Below are 17,175 nucleotides of genomic sequence, written 5' to 3' on the forward strand. Positions count from 1 at the left end.
TTATGCTACCTAAACCCAAAGATGCTTTTCGCTTAGTTCATATTTCTGATGTTCACTGTCGTGTATTCCCTAAAAATCTCTTTTATTGTTTTAACAAGAGATTTAAAAGCTTCTTGCGTCAAGTTTTTTGTTCTGTAGACTTCCAAGACGTTACTATTTGCAACCGCTTCCCAGATCTTATCCGCTCTCTTCATACCAATAGCGTCTGCCTTACTGGGGATTTAACATTAACTGCTCTACATGCGGAGTTTTCTCTTGCTCGTCATTTTATAGATCACTTAGCACAGTATGCAAAAATCCATCTTGTCCCCGGGAACCACGATGTATACACAAAAACCTCCTATCAAGAGCAAACCTTTTATCATTACTTCCCTAATGTACGGTTGCAGAAAAACAAAGTTGCTAAGTATAGGCTTACCCCAGACTGGTGGATTATTCTTTTAGATTGCTCCTGCTTAAATGGTTGGTTCTCTGCGAATGGGAAGGTTTTTCTTTCTCAAATCGCCGCTTTAGAATCTCTCCTCCGTTCCATCCCCCAGTCAGAAAACATCATCATTGCAAACCACTATCCCCTACTCACATCTAAGAAAAAATTTCATACTCTTCTAAACAATTCTCTCCTTCAAGAAACCCTTAGGGACTTCCCTAATATCCGCCTGTACCTGCATGGCCATGACCATCAAGCTACTTTATATGCAAATAAAGACTTATCTCCAGGACTTATTCTCAATAGTGGCTCGATTTCTCTTCCTAGCAATGCACGTTTCTACATTATCGACCTTTACCCTCAAGATTACCAGGTTCACACTGCAGTGCTTACCAATCTTATGAATTATGAGGAGCCTTTAAATATAAAAATAGAAACTACCTGGAAAGCTCAAAACTTAAACGCAAAAAAAGGGGGACTATAATCCTTCTTCTACGATTTTTTTGGCCATATCTTGAAATAACTGAGGGGTTTCCTCATAGGTATCGCGAACTTCTACATCACGGACAGCATCCGGCATAGCAAGTAATTTTTCTACCCACACCTGACGCTTTTTTGCTTCTTCAAGGGCAGCCGCATGGTTTTGCAGCTGCTTCAACAAGCATAATTCCGCTGAAAGTTCTTTCATTTTTTTCTCTGTCATACTTAGTTATCTAAATTAACAGGGATTTTTTATACAAATGGAACTTTAAAGAACTATTTAGAAACTCGTGACTCATAACTTCCATTACGCGTATCGACTTTAACGACTTCTCCCTCTTCAATAAAAATCGGGACCATAATCTTCGCTCCTGTATTTGTAACAGCAGGCTTAAGCACCCGTCCGGAAGCTGTATCCCCACGGACCCCTGGGGCTGTCTCTGTGATGGAAAGTTCCATAAAGATCGGAGGTTCTACGGAAATAACCTCACCGTTATATAAAATTAAAGTATAGATTGTATCCTCTAGCAGCCAATTTTTGACGTTTTCCAATTTGTCCCAAAAGATGGTTTCCTGCTCGAAAGATTCATCATCCATGAAGGTTGCCCCTTCCTGATCCGTATAAAGAAGACGCATGCTCGTTTCCCGAACATCTGCAGTTTCTATAGATTCCCCAGATTTAAATGTTCTTTCAATCACACGTCCTGTCAGGAAGTTTTTCACTTTAATTCTATTAAATGCTTGTCCTTTCCCTGGCTTTACAAACTCATTTTGTAAAATAAGATAGGGTTGACCATCGATTTCTACTCTTAATCCTACACGGAATTCACTAGTGCTTACACGGACCATAAAGTTCTTTATTTCCTAAGTTTTTCCTAAGAATGTTATCTCTGTGTTTCTCCTTTGTCCAGAAGAATGTCTCCTATCGAGATTTGGGAATTCTAATCTTTTCTTGAGTTATGCTATAGAATACCTTTATAGGTTTTCATCATTTTCAAGGAGAAATAGTGACACAAAGTTCTATTAGCGAAATGCAAATCGCTCAAGAAACTCTCGAGCGCTACTCAGGATCTGAGGTTTCTGCTTTCTGCCAGTACTTGCTGCTAACAAATTTTTCCTACTACATCCAAACCTTCGCAGAAATCCACCAAGTCCCCATTTCAGAAGGCTCGATGTTTTCTGCTGCCCATGCTCCTCAAGTAAATACCTCTATTCTTAACTTTAAATTAGGCTCTCCAGGAGCTGCACTTACTGTTGATCTCTGCTCTTTCCTCCCAGAAGTCAAGGCTGCCCTTATGTTAGGAATGTGTGGAGGGTTACGTTCCCATTATCAAGTTGGGGATTACTTTGTTCCTATTGCTAGCATTCGAGGGGAAGGGACATCAGATGCATACTTTGCTCCAGAAGTTCCCGCTCTAGCCAACTTCATGGTGCAAAGGACAACCACAGAAGTTCTCGAAAGAAATAAAGCAAATTTTCATATTGGGATTTCCCACACGACAAACATCCGCTTTTGGGAATTTAACAAAGAATTTCGAAAAAAGCTGTATGAAGCAAAAGTCCAATCTGCAGAAATGGAGTGTGCGACGCTTTTCTCTGCAGGCTATCGCAGAAACCTCCCAATTGGAGCGCTTTTACTGATTTCAGACCTTCCTTTAAGGAAAGAGGGGATAAAAACGAAAGCCAGCAGCAATTTTGTTTTGAAAACCTATACTAAGGACCACATCCTTACTGGGCTTCAGGTGATTGCAGAACTCGAAAAGGCTCCTAAAAATCGCTCTAAACACCATAGAGACCTCCCCCATATGGAGCTAGGAGAGGCAGATGACACCATGGCGAAAGGCTCTGCAACTTCTGATGCAGATTATTGAGAAAGGATTCTTTGTAAGATCAATTCTGTGGTAAACCCACATGCTTCAGCAGCATCCTCTGGAGCAGCAGAAACCCCAAATTGATCCATAGCAATGGCAATCCCAGAAGAGCCAATATACTTATACCAGCCTAACGCAGAACCAGCTTCTATAGACACCCGGATGCCTAAGTCTCCCCCGAGGATTTTTTCCTTATACGCGGCATCTTGTTCTTCAAAGATCTCCCAACAAGGGAAAGAAATCACACGCACATGCTTATCTAAAAGCTCTAACTCCTTCATTACAGAAAGTGCTAAAGAAACTTCAGATCCTGTTGCAAACAAGGTATAATCAGGTGTTCCCTCTGTATCTTTTAAAATATATGCTCCTCTCCCTACGCCCTCTTTAAAATGACGATCTGTATAGGACAACGTCGGGAGATTCTGACGCGACAACACAATCGCTGTTGGCCCCTGAAACCGCAATGCTGCTTGCCAAGCTCCTTTAACTTCATTAGCATCTGCAGGACGAATTACCTGCAGTCCAGGGATGGCTCGTAAAGACATTAGCTGTTCGATGGGCTGATGTGTGGGTCCATCCTCACCTAAGAAAATAGAATCATGAGTGAGATGATAGATCACAGGGAGTTTCGACAATGCTGCTAAACGAATTGCATTACGCATATAATCAGAAAAAACAAGGAAGGTACCGCCAAAAGGAGTGAAAACTTTATGATAGGCAAAGCCATTCATAATTGCTCCCATTCCAAACTCGCGCACACCATATTTAATATTTCTTCCTGTGAAATCATGACTTTGAATCACTCCAGCATCCCGGATCCAAGTGCCATCAGAACTAGACAGATCTGCTGATCCACCGATTATATAGGGTAAATATTGAGCTAAAAATTGAATAATTTTGTTGGAAGCTGCCCTTCCAGAAATGTATTCTGGCATGCTTATGCTTCGCAATAAATCTTCTATATCACTAGAGGACTTATGAGTTGTTAACGCAAGAAAATCCTCATGTAATTGAGGAAACTGCTTAGACCAGACACGAAAATCATCTAGCCATTTTTCCTGGGCTTTTTTCTCTTCATGACCTTTTTGAGAAAAAAAGGCCTTTACTGCAGGAGGAACATAAAACTTCTCTTCGGAGAGGCACCAAAACTGTTTTGTTTGTGCCACACCTTCAGCACCTAAAGGAGAGCCATGAGCCGCGGAACTCCCTTCTTTTGGAGAGCCGTGTCCTATAATTGTGTGGGCAATGATCAATACAGGGCGCTCTTGATTGCATTGAATTTCTGAAAAGACCTCATGCATTTGGGGAAAGTCATACCCATCGATTTCTTTCACTTCCCAGTTGTATGCTTCAAAACGCTTTCTTGTATCTTCAACACTAACTTCTCGTAAATTGCCATCTAAAACGACATCATTATAATCATAGATTACCACAAGGTTATCCAAGCATAAAGAGCCGGCCAAACTACAAGCCTCATGGCTCACGCCCTCCATCATGCAGCCATCCCCAGCTAAACAGTACACCTTACTATTAAAAATTTCATGCTCAGGACGATTAAACCTAGCGGCCAACATTTTTCCCGCTAAAGCCATGCCCACAGCATTTCCCACTCCCTGACCTAAAGGGCCTGTTGTCGCTTCAACGCCTTCTGTTTCACGATATTCTGGATGGCCAGGAGTTCGAGAATGCAACTGTCGAAACTGTTGTATCTCCTCTAAAGAAACATTAAACCCTGAAAGATGCAAACATGCATACAACATTGCGGAACCATGTCCAGCAGAAAGAACAAAGCGGTCCCTATTTATCCATTGAGGATCTCGAGGATTGTGTCTCAAAACATAGCTATACAAATATGCTGCGAGCTCAGCACATCCTAATGGCAACCCTGGATGACCAGAAGCAGCTTTCTGAATCGCTTCTATACTGAGCTGCTTAATGGCTCCTGCAATTTTTTCTAAAAGTTCTAAGTTACACTCTTTAGCGAACATGCCCTTAGCCTTACATCTACGTAATAAAGATTGGCGATCATATGGTATCCTCAACCAAAAAGCAAGCAACTCTTATCTCAGAAAATCTAGAATATCCCCAAGAGAAAGGAGGGTGTCCTTCATACTGAAACAAATTAGGAATAGAGACGAAAAAAAAGCGTTGTCCTATAATACATAGTCATCAAAAAATCTATTACACCTGCTGACTTTTCTCATGCTAAGCAATCTTCTTCGTTCCAAGTTTTTGAATTTTTATGCAAACCGGCACCATAAGATCATCCCTTCCTCTCCGGTGTTCCCTCACCAAGACCCTTCGATTCTCTTTACCAATGCCGGCATGAATCAATTCAAAAATATTTTTCTTAACAAGGAAACGGTGAGTTATTCTCGAGCAACGACTTCACAAAAATGTATCCGTGCTGGAGGAAAGCATAATGATTTAGAAAATGTAGGTCATACTTCTCGGCATTTGACCTTCTTTGAAATGTTAGGGAACTTTTCCTTTGGGGACTATTTCAAAGCAGATGCGACTACCTTTGCATGGGAAGCCTCTCTTTCTGTTTTTAACTTTGCTCCTGAGTTTATTTATGCCACAGTACATGAAAAAGATGATGAAGCTTTTGCCCTTTGGGAGCGTTACCTCCCCACAGAACGCATTTTTCGGCTAACGGACAAGGATAACTTTTGGAGCATGGCAGATACTGGTCCTTGTGGGTACTGCTCCGAACTTCTTTTTGATCGGGGGCCTAAGTTTGGCTCTGCTAGTTCTCCTCTTGAGGACATAGAAGGAGAACGTTTTCTAGAATATTGGAATCTGGTCTTCATGGAGTTTAACCGTACAGCTGAAGGAGACCTTTTGTCCTTACCAAATAAGCATGTTGATACCGGAGCTGGGCTGGAGAGGTTAATTTCATTAATCTCTGGGACAAACACTGTATTTGAAGCAGATGTTTTGCGCATGCTGATAGGGAAAATCGAACAGTTAAGTGGGAAAACCTACTGTCCAGACTCTCCCCACGGAGCTGCTTTCCGAGTTATTGCAGATCATATTCGCTCGTTATCTTTCGCGATTGCGGATGGGCTACTTCCAGGAAATACAGAACGCGGATACGTTTTAAGGAAAATTTTAAGAAGGGCAGTAAACTATGGCCGACGCCTAGGGTTTCAGCAGCCTTTCTTAGCAGAGATTGTCCCCTCTTTAGCAGATGCAATGGGAGAAGCCTATCCAGAGCTACGTCTTTCCTTAACACAAATTCAAGAGGTACTCTCTAATGAAGAGGAGTGTTTCCTGAAAACTCTACATCGAGGGGGGAACCTTTTACAACAAGTGTTAAAAGCTTCTTCCTCTTCCTCTGTAATCTCTGGGGAAGATGCATTTAAATTAAAAGACACCTACGGCCTTCCTATAGATGAAATTTTTCTACTAGCGAAAGATTACAATTTTCAAGTGGACATGGAAACCTTTGCTCTCCTTGAACAAGAAGCTAAAGAACGCTCTAGAAAACACTCCGTAAAAACCCAAGAAGAGGTCAAAGTCGTTTACGAGCAGCTCCCTGAGCTTTCTGTGGAATTTATCGGTTATGATACGCTCTCTTGCGATACTTTTATTGAAGCGATTATTTCTCAAGACCAGATCGTCTCTTCCCTTCAAGAAGGAGAGGAAGGGATCTTAATATTAAAAACTACACCTTTCTATGCAGAAAAAGGCGGCCAGGTAGGAGATTCTGGCGAGATCTTTTCTCAGGAAGGATCTTTTATTGTTTCCCATACGACAACCCCCCAGGCTGGATTTATTGCCCATCATGGAAAAATGTCTCAAGGGAAGCTTTCACAGGCTGAGGCAGTGACTACACAAGTCAATTGTATCCGCAGAAAAAAAATCGCCAATAACCATACAGGGTGTCACCTATTACACCATGCCTTAGCTTCTGTATTGGGAAATCATATCCGCCAAGCGGGCTCTTATGTTGATGAAACAAAAATCCGCTTAGACTTTACCTATCCTAAAGCAATCGCTCCTGAAGATCTTGCTTCTATTGAGTCTTTAGTAAACGATCTTATCCGAGAAAACCATCCCGTACTTACACGAGAAACTCTGTATTCGGATGTTATGAACTCTAAAGAAATTAAGCAGTTCTTTGGGGATAAATATGGCGATACTGTCCGGGTAGTTTCTGCTGGAGTTTCTCACGAGCTATGTGGAGGAACGCATGCGCAAGCTACGGGAGATCTTGGCTATTTCCGCATAGTGAAAGAACATGCGATCGCTACGGGAATTCGTAGGATTGAAGCTATTACAGGAGAGGAGGCAGAAGCTGCTAGCCGCCAAGAAAGAAAGCTTTTGGATGAGGCTGCGCTACTGCTACAAGCACCTAAAGACCAGTTGCTTGCGAAACTCACGCACGCTCTTGAGCAAAGAAAAAAACAAGATAAGGTCATCTCTGATTTAGAGAATAAGTTAATCAGTGCTCAGTTAGATGAACTTATAAATCAGCGCCACTCCTCACACGAGATTTCTTACTTAGTCTATCATTTAGCAGAAAAAGAAGGCCACCACCTACAACAATATGCTAACTGCTTTCATCAAAAGCTCCCACAGCGAAGTATTTCCCTGTGGATCACTAAGAAAAATAGGAAATATATTGTTTTATCTCGAATTTCAGAGGATCTTGCTGCACAAGGGTTCCAGGCTCAAGAACTCTTAAAAGCCATACTAGCTCCTTATGGCGGACGCTGGGGAGGAGCGAAGCTTTCTGCTCAGGGAAGTGCTTCCTCTCTTCCAGCAACAGAAGAACTATATCAAACGTTATGGCAATGGATTTCAACCCAATTAACTTAGAGCTTTCTTTTACCCAAAGGTTGTATCAACATACCGCCCCCCTTCTGATTGAAAATGTACGTCCAGGGGCATTAGCGTTTTTGGCAGCAAAGATGTTTCATGATACAGCGCAACCTATTATCATGATTACCACCCCTGCGCGCCTTGATGATCTGTTTGAAAACCTCTCGACGTTTTTGCCTACTCTCCCTGTTGAGTTTCCTTCATCAGAGATAGATCTTTCTCCTAAGTTGGTAAATATTGATGCTGTAGGGAAACGTGATTATCTTCTCTATACGATTCATAAAAACACTGCGCCTCTAGTATGTGTGACTACTTTAAAAGCTCTTCTTGAGAAGACTCTCTCCCCCAAGGAAAGCGCAAAGCGACATTTGGAGCTTCATGTTGGTGATACCTTAGATCCTGAAACTACAGTAGAGCTGTGTAAAGATCTCGGCTATACACAGGTAACAGTAGCAAGAGAAAAAGGGGAGTTTGCTCATCGTGGGGGGATCGTAGATATCTTTCCCTTATCTGCAACGGAGCCTTTTCGTATAGAATTCTGGGGAGAGAAAATTCTCTCCTTACGAGCCTATAATCCCTCGGATCAATTATCCATAGAGAAGGTTTCTCAGATCTTGATCTCTCCCGTAGAGAAAATCTCCTCTTCAGGGACGCTCTCCCATACACTTTTGGACTTTTTTTCTACACCACCGTTATGCCTTTTTGATGATCTGGAAACTCTAGAGAACGACTTTGCTGAAATCTCCGGAACGTTAGCGTCTTTCCCTGAGCGCTTTCTTTCCCTTGAGGGGTTTTTTCAAAGGATCTCTAACAACAAGTCTATGTTTTTCTCTGAGGCATATTTCCCTAATGTGCAAATCAAAAAAAACGATGCTGTAACAATCCAAGTATTTAACCATGCTCTTGATGTTCAAAGAGTTTCTCTTCCCTTGCTCTATCCTAACGAAATCTTAGAACACAATGAAAACCCCCTACTAAGCTTCCTACAGCGTCTTCAAGAGCTCCTCCCGGAGCAAAACGCTTCTCTGAAACTTGCTCTCTACAGCACAAAGACAAAGTCCTTAAAGGAAGCTCGCACCTTAGCTCAACAATTTCACAAAACACACGTATCTATTTATGAAAACTCGGGGAATCTCTCGTCGAGTTTCGCCCTAGTTCAGGAAGGCTTTGTAGCAATTTCCCTATCGGAATTTGCCTCAACAAAAATCTTAAGGCGTCAAAAACAACGAAATTACTTTTCAGTAACGACAGCGGAAGAGGTCTATGTTCCAGTTCCTGGGGAAACAGTTGTGCATCTTCATAATGGGATTGGGAAGTTTGTCGGGGTGGAGAAAAAACCTAACCATCTCAACATCGAAACAGATTACCTCGTAATAGAATACGCAGACCATGCCAAGCTCTATGTCCCTTCAGACCAGGCCTACCTTATCTCTCGCTATGTAGGGGCTTCTGACACCCCTCCAGAGTTTCATAATCTTAATGGTTCCAAGTGGAAACGTTCTCGAGAACTTACGGAAAAATCTTTAGTTGCCTATGCGGAAAAGCTTCTTCAGCTTGAAGCACAGCGCAGCACAACTCCGGCATTTGTACATCCTCCACATGGGGAAGAAGTTATCAAGTTTGCAGAGACCTTTCCCTATGAGGAAACTCCTGATCAGCTCAAAGCTATAGAGCAGATCTATGAAGATATGATGTCTGAAAAGCTTATGGACAGACTCATTTGTGGAGATGCAGGGTTTGGGAAAACTGAGGTTATCATGAGAGCTGCAGTAAAAGCTGTTTGTGATGGCCACCGTCAAGTGATTGTTATGGTTCCCACGACAATTTTAGCACACCAGCATTATGAAACCTTTAAGCAAAGGATGGCAGGGCTCCCAATAAACATTGCAGTAATTTCAAGGTTTTCACAAACCAAAGAGCAGAAAGTCATCTTCCAAAAAGTTGCTGAAGGGGGAATCGATATTTTAATTGGAACCCACAAGCTTATTAATAAACACCTAGAATTTCATCATCCTGGGTTGCTCATCATCGATGAGGAACAGCGCTTTGGAGTAAAAATTAAAGAGAGTCTAAAAGAGCGGTATCCAAATATCGACTGCTTAACAGTCTCTGCTACCCCTATCCCTAGGACGCTATACATGTCCCTAACTGGTGCTAGAGATCTTTCTATCATCACCATGCCCCCGTTGGATCGTCTTCCTGTAAGCACTTTCCTTATGGAACATAATGACGAAACTCTATCTGCTGCATTACGCCATGAGCTCCTTCGCGGGGGGCAAGCCTATGTGATTCATAATCGGATAGAAAGTCTATTTCGCTTAGCGGAGAACATCCGTACACTTATTCCTGAAGCCAGAATTGGAGTCGCTCATGGACAGATGACCTCGGAAGAGCTAGCTAAGATTTTTCACAAATTTAAGACCCAACAGACCAATATTTTGATCGCCACGGCAATCATAGAAAATGGTATTGACATTCCTAATGCCAATACTATCTTGATCGACCATGCAGATAAATTTGGCATGGCAGATTTATATCAAATGAAAGGCCGCGTAGGCCGCTGGAATAAAAAGGCATATTGTTATTTTCTTGTCCCTCATCTAGATCGGCTGTCTGGTCCTGCTGCAAAGCGCTTAGCAGCACTCAACAAGCAAGAATATGGCGGGGGAATGAAAATTGCCCTCCATGATCTAGAGATCCGTGGAGCTGGAAATATCTTAGGAACAGATCAATCTGGGCATATCAGCGCTATAGGCTTTAACTTATACTGCAAGCTGCTAAAGAAAACGATCGCAGCATTAAAAACACATTCCAGCCCTTCTCTTCTTCAAGATACGATAAAAATTGAATTCCCCTATAACTCTCGCATTCCTGATTCCTATATAGATTCAGCATCCTTACGAATCGAGTTCTATCAAAAAGTAGGAAATGCAGAAAATATAGAAGCTTTAGAAGCCATAAAACAAGAACTTCTTGATCGCTTTGGGCCTCTACCTCAAGAGGTCTCCTGGCTACTAGCCCTTGCACAGGTGCGGCTCTTTGCGCTACAACACAACATCTCCAGCATTAAGGGAACAAGAAACTCTTTATCTATACAGCAAACCCATGGAAAGAATGAGCTCATAAAACAAACTCTCCCTTATGCGCTTTCTCCTACCCCAGAACTATTAATAAAAGAAGTCTGTGAATCTATAGAAAAAGCTTTTCCTTTAAACACATTTAAACAATAAAGGCTTCATGTCATTTGCAGATCTCTTACAACGCCAAGCTCCCCATCGCCCTCCAGTATGGTTCCTACGCCAAGTAGGAAGATACATGCCCCAATACCACGAGCTTAAAGGTTCTCAACCCCTAAAGAGTTTTTTCCATAATCCTGAAGCAATTATAGAAGCGACCCTTTTAGGCCCTGAGCTCTTACATGTAGACGCAGCTATTCTCTTTGCAGACATCCTCTCTATCTTGGATGGCTTTTGCCTTTCTTATGATTTTTCCCCAGGCCCTAAAATCGAATTCTCTCCAACACAACCCTTGTTCTTTACCCCAGAGCCAGAGGAAACCTTCCGCTACCTAACCGAGGCAATCTCTACGTTAACCTCAAGACTCTCCGTCCCCTTATTAGGGTTTGCTGCTTCTCCATTTACCTTAGCAAGTTATCTCCTAGATGGCGGTGCTTCTAAAGATTTCTCCAAAACCATGGCTTTTCTCTACCGCTATCCAGAAAAATTTCAAGAGCTCCTTGATACACTTATCAATAGTACGGCAATTTACTTAGAACTCCAAGTCCGTGCTGGCGCTTCTGCAGTGCAGCTTTTTGAAAGCTCAAGCCTCCGTCTCCCTTCGGCTCTGTTCTCTCAATACGTTACAGAACCTAATAAAGCCCTCATTGCCAAGCTAAAAGAAAAACAGATCCCTGTGAGTTTATTCTGTCGCTGCTTTGAAGAGAATTTTTCAAAGCTCTTAGATACTCAAGCAGACACCCTCCATCCTGATTACCATATAGACCTTGCCCGCTTTGCGAAAGTTGCCCCTAAAGGGCTCTCTTTCCAAGGAAACTTTGATCCTGCGTTGTTTCTCCTTCCTGAACCCTTGCTAGATACCTACCTAGAGACCTTTCTAGAATCACTACGCTTTCTTCCAAACTACATCTTTAACTCTGGACATGGCATTCTTCCGGAAACACCCTTAGAAAATGTCCAACACGTTATCGCCTATGTTCAACATCGATTTTAAATTCCTAGAAGGACTTCATCAACCCGCACCAAGATATACAAGCTACCCTACAGCTTTAGAATGGGAGCCTTCTGATGAAGCCCCTGCACGCGTTGCTCTGCAAAGAATAAAAAATTCTCCCCAACCTTTGTCTTTGTATTTCCACATTCCCTTTTGCCAATCGATGTGTCTGTATTGTGGATGTACTGTGATTCTCAACCGCAGAGAAGAGATTGTTGAGGACTACATCAATACGCTCCTCCAAGAAATCTCTCTTATCTCGCAGGAATTAGGAATGAAGTTCCCCGTTTCTCGAATCCATTTTGGAGGAGGCACTCCTAGCCGTCTTTCTCGGTATATGTTCGAGAAGCTCTTTCATCAACTCCACAAATGCTTTGATCTCTCCCAAACAGAAGAGATCGCGATAGAGATAGACCCACGTTCTTTAAGGAACGATATGGAGAAGGCGGAGTTTTTCCAAAATCTTGGGTTTAATCGTGTAAGCTTGGGAGTACAAGATACCCAAGCTGCCGTACAAGAAGCCGTAAAGCGACGGCAGACCCATGAGGAGTCACGACGTGTGTATGAGAAGTTTAAAGAGCTGGGCTTTACTAGCATCAACATTGATCTAATCTACGGCTTGCCAAAGCAAACCCGTCACACCTTTGCGCAAACTATCCAAGACATCCTCGCAATGCGCCCGGATCGTCTGGCATTATTTTCTTATGCTGCAGTCCCTTGGATCAAACCGCACCAAAAAGCAATCAAAGCTACAGATCTTCCCTCTATGGAAGAAAAATTTGCGATATACTCACAATCCCGACATAGCTTAATCAAGGCAGGCTACCAAGCTATTGGGATGGATCATTTTTCTCTTCCCGAAGATCCCTTAACAGTAGCGTTTCATAACAAAACATTAATTCGTAATTTTCAAGGGTATTCCCTGCCTCCCGAAGAAGACCTTATCGGACTAGGAATCTCTGCAACAAGTTTTATTCGTGGAATATACCTGCAAAATACGAAAGCTCTCGATATCTATCAGGAGAAGATCCTTTCACATTCTCTAGCGACAGAAAAAAGCAAAGAGCTCTCCAAGGATGACCTGATTCGAAAATGGGTCATCCATAAGCTTATGTGTACCTTTGTTATAGAAAAAGAAGAGTTTTTCTCTCTTTTTGGTCATAGCTTTGATGAATATTTTTCTGATAGCCAAGAGAGGCTTCTAAGTATGGAACGGACAGGGTTAATCCAAAATAGCTCGTCATTTCTTACTGTCACTCCCTTAGGGGAGCTTTTCGTTAGGGTGATCGCTACCGCATTTGACCACTATTTCTTAAAGAAAGTATCTTCACCGCGATTTTCAGCATCAATATGAAAAACATTATTGTTATAGGATCGGGAATCTCAGGACTTTCCTCTGCATGGTGGCTGCAGAAAAAGTTCCCCTCTGCCCATATTCTTATCCTTGAAAAAGCGCCTTCTCCTGGAGGGCTTTTACACACCAAAAAATGCGAAGAATTTCTCTTTGACTTAGGTCCTAAAGGATTTCTTACCCGAGGAGAAGGGTTATTCACCTTAAAGTTAATCGATGAGCTAGGCCTTAATGAAGCACTCATCTTTAGCGACAAAACTGCCAAGAACCGCTACATTCACTATAAAGGGAAAACAAAGAAAATCTCTCTATGGTCGTTGCTGCAAGAAGGTCTCCTGACAGCCTTAATGAAAGATTTTTTCGCCCCTCGCAACCCTAATGATAGCTCTGTGGAGGCCTTCTTACAACGCCACAGCTCGCAAAATCTTACAAAACATATTTTAAATCCAATAATTACTGCGATACGTGCAGGGAAAAGCCCCCATCTCTCCACATACATGGCCTTCCCCTCCTTAGCAAAACGCGAAGCAGAAACAGGCTCTCTCTTAAAAAGTGCCCTTAAAGAAATGCTCTTTCCTTCTCATGCTAAAGGGACATACTCCCTAGCAACTCTAAAACCTTCCTTGCATCTCCTTATTGAGACTCTTATAAAAAAACTCTCTGCAACATGGAGGTTTTCTTCTCCAGTAATACAAATCCACGCCTCTTCGGATCAAGTGCAGATCACAACTCCTTCGGAAACACTCTCCGCAGATCTTGCTATCTATACCGGCCCTTTGCATCTCCTTCCCTCCCTAACGGATCTTCCTAGCATACACAGAATGACAGAAAAACTCACTCCCTGGCACTTCTCTAGCACAGCATTAGGATGGCGCTCTGCGAACTTCTCTCTTCCCAAAGGGTATGGTATGCTCTTTGCTGAAGTCCCCCCTCTCTTGGGGATAGTATGGAACTCACAAATTTTCCCCCAGCGCGCTCCAGGAACAACCTCTCTTTCTCTGCTCCTCGAGGGATACTGGCATGAGGAAGATGCCTATGCTTGTTCTATTGCGACAATTTCTGAATACCTAGGGATCTTTCAAAAACCTGATGCCTTTGCATTATTTTCTCCCTCAGATGGCGTCCCCCAACATAATGTAGGATTCTTTAAAGCCAAACAGCAGATCTTGCCTTCTCTGCCGAAAACTCTCAAGCTTGCAGGTCAAAACATCGCTGGTCCTGGGTTGAACCGTTGCATCGCCTCAGCGTTTAAAACTGTATCCTCTCTTTAAAGGTGAGGCCCCGAAGATAGTGCCTCTGTAATTGCTAATGCTCCCTGAAGAGAGCGCGTTAGCAACAATGTTTTTTCAATATGCTGAAGTAAGTGATGGGCAAGGCGAGTCTTTTCATTAAGGATAGCATACCCATGCGCTAAGCCCTGCACCCACCTGCGCTCTATAGAATTCCTGTAAGTTTCCTTCCCTAAAAGCTGCAAATACGGATGATGATGCACATACCAATCCTCTTTTACCTCTTCCAACATCTCCACAGCCCGAATAGGATCCCCTAAGGAAAAATACGCATCTGCAAGACTGCATTTTATATCGTAATACATGTACACCCAAGCTTCAGCGTCTTCCCCAAATAAGGAAATTTTAGGGAACTCTGCCAGAGCTTTCACAAACCATGCGGCCCTTAAAAATAATGAAGGCTCTCCACAGCCCAACAGGTAGTAAGCAAGCGTAAGCAAAGAAGAATGCGGGAAAAGTTCTGGGAACAAAGAAAGATGCTGAAGAGCCTCTTCTCGACCTTCGAAATACTCCTTAAGAGGATAGGCAAGTAAATATAGACGATCTCCACAAGGACGTAAAGGAAGATTATGACAATAGCGGGAATCTTTTTTATCGTCGTTTTTAGTTAAAACCCATACTAACCGTAAGGCAGACTGTAGTGCAGAGCTCTCCTCAGAAAACAACATGGGGAGCAAAGAAATAGCTTCCTGATCCTCATTATATAATGCCCTATAGCATAGGGTAAGCACGTGTGGTTCTCCTGGAGCTGCTAGGTTTCTCTGAGAAGAGGTTTTTGCAAGCTTGTGTTTCCAGAATTCCAAAGCTGTACATTCCTTAAGATCCGGACAAATCTGTTGTACCTGAGTTAGAAATGCCACTTCCATCATATTGAGGACTTCCTGGGCGAGCTCAAAAACAGGGCCTTTAGAAAGAAAAGAGAGGGACTTCATCATAAAGTAAATGCAGCGACTATAGATGTCCGACACAGAAGGACATGGAGAAATTTTGGAAACACAAGACTCTAGAGCTCCCCCTCTCTCTGAAGAGAAAGCTTCGAGAAACCTCTGCGTCTTAAAAGAAAAATTCGATGACTGCAGCATCTTAGCGCATTCCTCTTTTTTCCCTTGCGCCATGAATGTAAGAAACAGACCGATCCCAGCTTCTTCACGATCCCATCCCTTATATGCCCTTAAGAAATACTCCTCTGCCTGAGAATAGTTCTTTTGCGAACAAGAGATGCACCCCAAATACTCATAAATTTTAGCTAACGTCACCCCACAGCGAATCGCAGAAGAAAGAGCCCCAGAGAAGATATTGAAAGCCTGAGAGTGCTTTCCAAGAGCATACAAATACGCTCCTAGAAAATACTGATATTCAGGGAAAGCCTCATGATCTGCATCAAAAATAGCTTCCCCAAACCGCAGCAGGCGCTCCATTGCGGGGAAATGTTTATGCTGTAGGTAGATCTCTAATAGAAAAAAATAACCATGATAGAGGACTCTCGACTGTAGGTGCTTTCCGCCATCTATAAGCACCTCTAACTCCTGAATAGTTTTTTGAGGATCTACAGGGAAGCGACGTATCGCATGAGAAAGAAGGACAGAATCAACCTCGTCAGAACGGGAGACTTCTCCCTGTGCGATGCGCTCTACTAACATATCGATTGCCTCTGTATGAGCAATTTCCGTAAGGTAATACGAAGGTATCAGAGATTCATACATCTCTGGATTTTCTGCCAAAAGGATCTGCAATGCTAGTAGGGTCTTTTTCAAAAAGCACGTTTCAATAGCAGCGACTTCCTCATGAGGGCAGCACTCACCTTTTTCTATCGCCTGCAATAATGCCACAGCTTGATCATAGGCTTCTCTGTAAAGTCCGCGCTCTTTAGCTAAAAGCACACTTTGCTTACGCTCTTCATAACTACTATGCAGAGTCATTTTATAAAGGTCCATAAGCAGGCGATACTGTAGAGAATCTCCCACATTTAAGGAGGAGAATTGCTCAATAAAATGTTGTAAAGGCATGTTTTCAGGATTTAGGCTCTGCCAAAGAATCCGCAGTTCGTTTTTCACTGCATTAGGTAAAGGGAAAGAAAGCAGCTGCTGTAGTATCTCCTTGCTCTTGTCTATACGTTTTTCTCGAAGGCATTTATAAATATACTGCTTTACTAACACTCCCACAGTCTGCCAATCCCGAGCAGATAACTTCGCACGATCCTGAAAAATACGATGCACAAACTCTTGCAATAATGATTCACAATCCCCCTGAGACTCTAGTGCAGCATGTACATCACTACAACACGCCCCAAAAGTTTTGTTATGCTCAGCAGGAGATGTATACATCTGAAATGGAAGGAAAAAACACAAAATCACCATCCTTTGAGCAATGTGTGTTATTCTCTTCATAATTCTACTCTACTATTTTTATCAGCACAGAGCGCTATTCTCTTGTCTACAGTGCCTCTGTGCTGTAAAAACAACTATACGGAACCATCACCCTGATTACAAAAGCAATGTTTCTTAAAGGGATTTTTTCGGCATAACTTGATTCCTACACTACATCAAACCATGTTTTCATGAAAAAAATCCAAGAACTTGAAATGAGAAGTCATCTATTTTCGTTCTAAAAAATTTCACGTTTTTCTATGGATTAACACATTGAAAAACAAAGAAATGCGAAGCTTATACAAAAGACTTTAAAGGTTCTCTGCTCTAC

10 protein-coding genes and 1 pseudogene are annotated in these 17,175 nt (G+C 42.5%); 7 read left to right on the plus strand and 4 right to left on the minus strand.

Annotated features, from left to right (window positions below; translation table 11 throughout):
- Positions 1-2: 2 nt before the first annotated feature.
- Positions 3-911 carry a metallophosphoesterase family protein gene (locus tag G5S_RS00625; protein WP_013712240.1) on the plus strand — a complete coding sequence of 303 codons (909 nt, stop codon included), beginning with the start codon at positions 3-5 and terminating at the stop codon, positions 909-911.
- On the opposite strand, the gene G5S_RS00630 is transcribed toward G5S_RS00625, so the two are convergent.
- Entirely contained in the window at positions 906-1,115 is a 210-nt protein-coding gene (locus G5S_RS00630) for a hypothetical protein (RefSeq protein ID WP_370913621.1), read from the minus strand. The genes G5S_RS00625 and G5S_RS00630 overlap by 6 nt on opposite strands.
- 68 nt (positions 1,116-1,183) lie before the next feature.
- The gene (efp, locus tag G5S_RS00635) at positions 1,184-1,756 is read right to left on the minus strand and encodes an elongation factor P (protein WP_013712242.1); all 573 of its coding nucleotides are present in this window, start codon (positions 1,754-1,756) and stop codon (positions 1,184-1,186) included.
- Between the two features lie 182 nt (positions 1,757-1,938).
- Between efp and G5S_RS00640 the strand changes: the two genes are divergently transcribed.
- Complete coding sequence (locus G5S_RS00640) at positions 1,939-2,778, plus strand: AMP nucleosidase (RefSeq protein ID WP_013712243.1); 840 nt, start codon at positions 1,939-1,941, stop codon at positions 2,776-2,778.
- Here G5S_RS00640 and tkt read toward each other — a convergent pair.
- Entirely contained in the window at positions 2,772-4,766 is a 1,995-nt protein-coding gene (gene tkt / locus G5S_RS00645) for a transketolase (protein ID WP_041466994.1), read from the minus strand. The two genes, G5S_RS00640 and tkt, sit on opposite strands and share 7 nt — an antisense overlap.
- 214 nt (positions 4,767-4,980) lie before the next feature.
- Between tkt and alaS the strand changes: the two genes are divergently transcribed.
- From alaS to G5S_RS00670, 5 genes and pseudogenes are all read left to right on the plus strand, one after another.
- Positions 4,981-7,605, plus strand: coding sequence for an alanine--tRNA ligase (alaS, locus tag G5S_RS00650; protein ID WP_013712245.1), 2,625 nt, complete (start codon positions 4,981-4,983; stop codon positions 7,603-7,605).
- Complete coding sequence (mfd, locus tag G5S_RS00655; protein WP_041466995.1) at positions 7,575-10,838, plus strand: transcription-repair coupling factor; 3,264 nt, start codon at positions 7,575-7,577, stop codon at positions 10,836-10,838. The genes alaS and mfd overlap by 31 nt, the downstream gene beginning before the upstream one ends.
- Positions 10,839-10,845: 7 nt before the next feature.
- Positions 10,846-11,846, plus strand: a pseudogene (hemE, locus tag G5S_RS00660) (uroporphyrinogen decarboxylase).
- Entirely contained in the window at positions 11,828-13,192 is a 1,365-nt protein-coding gene (gene hemN, locus G5S_RS00665) for an oxygen-independent coproporphyrinogen III oxidase (RefSeq protein WP_370913666.1), read from the plus strand. The pseudogene hemE and the gene hemN overlap by 19 nt, the downstream one beginning before the upstream one ends.
- A complete protein-coding gene (locus tag G5S_RS00670; protein ID WP_013712249.1) occupies positions 13,189-14,460 on the plus strand; it encodes a protoporphyrinogen oxidase in 1,272 nt (423 codons plus the stop codon). Before hemN ends, G5S_RS00670 begins: the two co-directional genes overlap by 4 nt.
- Here the strand turns inward: G5S_RS00670 and G5S_RS00675 are convergent.
- Positions 14,457-16,865: a tetratricopeptide repeat protein gene (locus tag G5S_RS00675; RefSeq protein WP_013712250.1), complete on the minus strand. Its 2,409-nt coding sequence runs from the start codon at positions 16,863-16,865 to the stop codon at positions 14,457-14,459. The two genes, G5S_RS00670 and G5S_RS00675, sit on opposite strands and share 4 nt — an antisense overlap.
- Positions 16,866-17,175 lie beyond the last annotated feature (310 nt).

This window comes from Chlamydia pecorum E58 (assembly GCF_000204135.1).
In the GTDB taxonomy this organism is placed as follows: domain Bacteria; phylum Chlamydiota; class Chlamydiia; order Chlamydiales; family Chlamydiaceae; genus Chlamydia; species Chlamydia pecorum.